This is a genomic window from Pseudomonas sp. EA_35y_Pfl2_R111 (genome assembly GCF_963970955.1).
In the GTDB taxonomy this organism is placed as follows: Bacteria; Pseudomonadota; Gammaproteobacteria; order Pseudomonadales; family Pseudomonadaceae; genus Aquipseudomonas.
Map to the genome: position 1 here is coordinate 1 of NZ_CAXAOM010000011.1, position 4993 is coordinate 4993.

Below are 4993 nucleotides of genomic sequence, written 5' to 3' on the forward strand. Positions count from 1 at the left end.
CAAACATCAAATTGTTTGGGTGTTATATGGTCAAGCCTCACGGGCAATTAGTATTGGTTAGCTCAACGCCTCACAGCGCTTACACACCCAACCTATCAACGTCGTAGTCTTCGACGGCCCTTTAGGGAACTCAAGGTTCCAGTGAGATCTCATCTCGAGGCAAGTTTCCCGCTTAGATGCTTTCAGCGGTTATCTTTTCCGAACATAGCTACCCGGCAATGCCACTGGCGTGACAACCGGAACACCAGAGGTTCGTCCACTCCGGTCCTCTCGTACTAGGAGCAGCCCCTCTCAAATCTCAAACGTCCACGGCAGATAGGGACCGAACTGTCTCACGACGTTCTAAACCCAGCTCGCGTACCACTTTAAATGGCGAACAGCCATACCCTTGGGACCGGCTTCAGCCCCAGGATGTGATGAGCCGACATCGAGGTGCCAAACACCGCCGTCGATATGAACTCTTGGGCGGTATCAGCCTGTTATCCCCGGAGTACCTTTTATCCGTTGAGCGATGGCCCTTCCATACAGAACCACCGGATCACTAAGACCTACTTTCGTACCTGCTCGACGTGTCTGTCTCGCAGTCAAGCGCGCTTTTGCCTTTATACTCTACGACCGATTTCCGACCGGTCTGAGCGCACCTTCGTACTCCTCCGTTACTCTTTAGGAGGAGACCGCCCCAGTCAAACTACCCACCATACACTGTCCTCGATCCGGATAACGGACCAGAGTTAGAACCTCAAGGTTACCAGGGTGGTATTTCAAGGTTGGCTCCACGCGAACTGGCGTCCACGCTTCAAAGCCTCCCACCTATCCTACACAAGTAAACTCAAAGTCCAGTGCAAAGCTATAGTAAAGGTTCACGGGGTCTTTCCGTCTAGCCGCGGATACACTGCATCTTCACAGCGATTTCAATTTCACTGAGTCTCGGGTGGAGACAGCGCCGCCATCGTTACGCCATTCGTGCAGGTCGGAACTTACCCGACAAGGAATTTCGCTACCTTAGGACCGTTATAGTTACGGCCGCCGTTTACCGGGGCTTCGATCAAGAGCTTCGCGTTAGCTAACCCCATCAATTAACCTTCCGGCACCGGGCAGGCGTCACACCCTATACGTCCACTTTCGTGTTTGCAGAGTGCTGTGTTTTTAATAAACAGTCGCAGCGGCCTGGTATCTTCGACCGGCATGGGCTTACGCAGTAAATGCTTCACCCTCACCGGCGCACCTTCTCCCGAAGTTACGGTGCCATTTTGCCTAGTTCCTTCACCCGAGTTCTCTCAAGCGCCTTGGTATTCTCTACCTAACCACCTGTGTCGGTTTGGGGTACGGTTCCTAATTACCTGAAGCTTAGAAGCTTTTCCTGGAAGCATGGCATCAACCACTTCGTCGTCTAAAAGACAACTCGTCATCAGTTCTCGGCCTTGATCTCCCGGATTTACCTAAGAAATCAGCCTACCACCTTAAACACGGACAACCAACGCCGTGCTGGCCTAGCCTTCTCCGTCCCTCCATCGCAGTAATTAGAAGTACGGGAATATTAACCCGTTTCCCATCGACTACGCATTTCTGCCTCGCCTTAGGGGCCGACTCACCCTGCGTCGATTAACGTTGCGCAGGAAACCTTGGTCTTTCGGCGTGGGAGTTTTTCACTCCCATTGTCGTTACTCATGTCAGCATTCGCACTTCTGATACCTCCAGCAAGCTTCTCAACTCACCTTCACAGGCTTACAGAACGCTCCTCTACCGCTCATCCTAAGATGAACCCGTAGCTTCGGTGTATGGTTTGAGCCCCGTTACATCTTCCGCGCAGGCCGACTCGACTAGTGAGCTATTACGCTTTCTTTAAAGGGTGGCTGCTTCTAAGCCAACCTCCTAGCTGTCTAAGCCTTCCCACATCGTTTCCCACTTAACCATAACTTTGGGACCTTAGCTGACGGTCTGGGTTGTTTCCCTTTTCACGACGGACGTTAGCACCCGCCGTGTGTCTCCCGTGCTGACACTTGTTGGTATTCGGAGTTTGCATCGGTTTGGTAAGTCGGGATGACCCCCTAGCCGAAACAGTGCTCTACCCCCAACAGTGATACACGAGGCGCTACCTAAATAGCTTTCGAGGAGAACCAGCTATCTCCGAGCTTGATTAGCCTTTCACTCCGATCCACAGGTCATCCGCTAACTTTTCAACGGTAGTCGGTTCGGTCCTCCAGTTAGTGTTACCCAACCTTCAACCTGCCCATGGATAGATCGCCCGGTTTCGGGTCTATACCCAGCGACTGTCGCCCTATTAAGACTCGCTTTCGCTACGCCTCCCCTATTCGGTTAAGCTCGCCACTGAATATAAGTCGCTGACCCATTATACAAAAGGTACGCAGTCACCCAACAAAGTGGGCTCCCACTGCTTGTACGCATACGGTTTCAGGATCTATTTCACTCCCCTCTCCGGGGTTCTTTTCGCCTTTCCCTCACGGTACTAGTTCACTATCGGTCAGTCAGTAGTATTTAGCCTTGGAGGATGGTCCCCCCATATTCAGACAAAGTTTCTCGTGCTCCGTCCTACTCGATTTCATTGATAAGAGAATTTCGTGTACGGGGCTATCACCCACTACGGCGGCACTTTCCAGAGCCTTCCACTATTCTCAAATCAACTTAAGGGCTAGTCCCCGTTCGCTCGCCACTACTAAGGGAATCTCGGTTGATTTCTATTCCTCAGGGTACTTAGATGTTTCAGTTCCCCTGGTTCGCCTTACACACCTATGTATTCAGTGTGTAATAACCAGCTTATGCTGGCTGGGTTCCCCCATTCAGAGATCTCCGGATCAAAGTCTGTTTGCCGACTCCCCGGAGCTTATCGCAGGCTACAACGTCTTTCATCGCCTCTGACTGCCAAGGCATCCACCGTATGCGCTTCTTCACTTGACCATATAACCCCAAGCAATCTGGTTACTGTCTCTAACGTGAAGACGACATTCGCCGAAAATTTGCAATTGAGAACTACAAATTTTACCTTGACCAAATTAATTACCAGTGAAAGTAATCAATCAGTCACTTCTATCACATACCCAAATTTTTAAAGAACGATTTTCTTACTGGTCAAAGACCAGAAATCAACATTCATCTACTTTCAGTAGGAACGCTCATTTCTGAACTCTTAACGAGGCTGTATATGGTGGAGCCAAGCGGGATCGAACCGCTGACCTCCTGCGTGCAAGGCAGGCGCTCTCCCAGCTGAGCTATGGCCCCATATTCTTACAAGGCCAAACCCCACAACAATTGGTGGGTCTGGGCAGATTCGAACTGCCGACCTCACCCTTATCAGGGGTGCGCTCTAACCAACTGAGCTACAGACCCAATCGTCTTTCGCAATGAATCAAGCAATTCGTGTGGGAACTTATGAAGAAGCTGAAGTCTTCGATTAAGGAGGTGATCCAGCCGCAGGTTCCCCTACGGCTACCTTGTTACGACTTCACCCCAGTCATGAATCACACCGTGGTAACCGTCCCCCTTGCGGTTAGACTAGCTACTTCTGGTGCAACCCACTCCCATGGTGTGACGGGCGGTGTGTACAAGGCCCGGGAACGTATTCACCGTGACATTCTGATTCACGATTACTAGCGATTCCGACTTCACGCAGTCGAGTTGCAGACTGCGATCCGGACTACGATCGGTTTTATGGGATTAGCTCCACCTCGCGGCTTGGCAACCCTTTGTACCGACCATTGTAGCACGTGTGTAGCCCTGGCCGTAAGGGCCATGATGACTTGACGTCATCCCCACCTTCCTCCGGTTTGTCACCGGCAGTCTCCTTAGAGTTCCCACCATTACGTGCTGGTAACTAAGGACAAGGGTTGCGCTCGTTACGGGACTTAACCCAACATCTCACGACACGAGCTGACGACAGCCATGCAGCACCTGTGTCTGAGTTCCCGAAGGCACCAATCTATCTCTAGAAAGTTCTCAGCATGTCAAGGCCAGGTAAGGTTCTTCGCGTTGCTTCGAATTAAACCACATGCTCCACCGCTTGTGCGGGCCCCCGTCAATTCATTTGAGTTTTAACCTTGCGGCCGTACTCCCCAGGCGGTCAACTTAATGCGTTAGCTGCGCCACTAAGAGTTCAAGACTCCCAACGGCTAGTTGACATCGTTTACGGCGTGGACTACCAGGGTATCTAATCCTGTTTGCTCCCCACGCTTTCGCACCTCAGTGTCAGTATCAGTCCAGGTAGTCGCCTTCGCCACTGGTGTTCCTTCCTATATCTACGCATTTCACCGCTACACAGGAAATTCCACTACCCTCTACCGTACTCTAGCTCAGCAGTTTTGGATGCAGTTCCCAGGTTGAGCCCGGGGATTTCACATCCAACTTACTGAACCACCTACGCGCGCTTTACGCCCAGTAATTCCGATTAACGCTTGCACCCTTCGTATTACCGCGGCTGCTGGCACGAAGTTAGCCGGTGCTTATTCTGTCGGTAACGTCAAAATAGCAACGTATTAAGTTACTACCCTTCCTCCCAACTTAAAGTGCTTTACAATCCGAAGACCTTCTTCACACACGCGGCATGGCTGGATCAGGCTTTCGCCCATTGTCCAATATTCCCCACTGCTGCCTCCCGTAGGAGTCTGGACCGTGTCTCAGTTCCAGTGTGACTGATCATCCTCTCAGACCAGTTACGGATCGTCGCCTTGGTGAGCCTTTACCTCACCAACTAGCTAATCCGACCTAGGCTCATCTAATGGCGCGAGGCCCGAAGGTCCCCCGCTTTCTCCCGTAGGACGTATGCGGTATTAGCGTCCGTTTCCGAACGTTATCCCCCACCACTAGGCAGATTCCTAGGCATTACTCACCCGTCCGCCGCTCTCAAGAGAAGCAAGCTTCTCTCTACCGCTCGACTTGCATGTGTTAGGCCTGCCGCCAGCGTTCAATCTGAGCCATGATCAAACTCTTCAGTTCAATACTGCTTGGGTTTTGAGAAAACCCTAAACTTAGCTCAGCAATC

General features: G+C 51.5%; 2 tRNA genes and 2 rRNA genes. All 4 read right to left on the reverse strand.

Annotated elements, in window-relative coordinates:
• Positions 1–26: 26 nt before the first annotated feature.
• A 23S ribosomal RNA gene (locus tag AACY25_RS20820) occupies positions 27–2916 on the reverse strand.
• Between the two features lie 245 nt (positions 2917–3161).
• A tRNA-Ala gene (locus AACY25_RS20825) sits at positions 3162–3237 on the reverse strand.
• 31 nt (positions 3238–3268) lie between these two features.
• Positions 3269–3345, reverse strand: a tRNA-Ile gene (locus AACY25_RS20830).
• 65 nt (positions 3346–3410) lie between these two features.
• Positions 3411–4947 (reverse strand): 16S ribosomal RNA (locus tag AACY25_RS20835).
• Together the 16S and 23S rRNA genes with 2 tRNA genes alongside form the textbook arrangement of a ribosomal RNA operon.
• Positions 4948–4993: the final 46 nt, after the last annotated feature.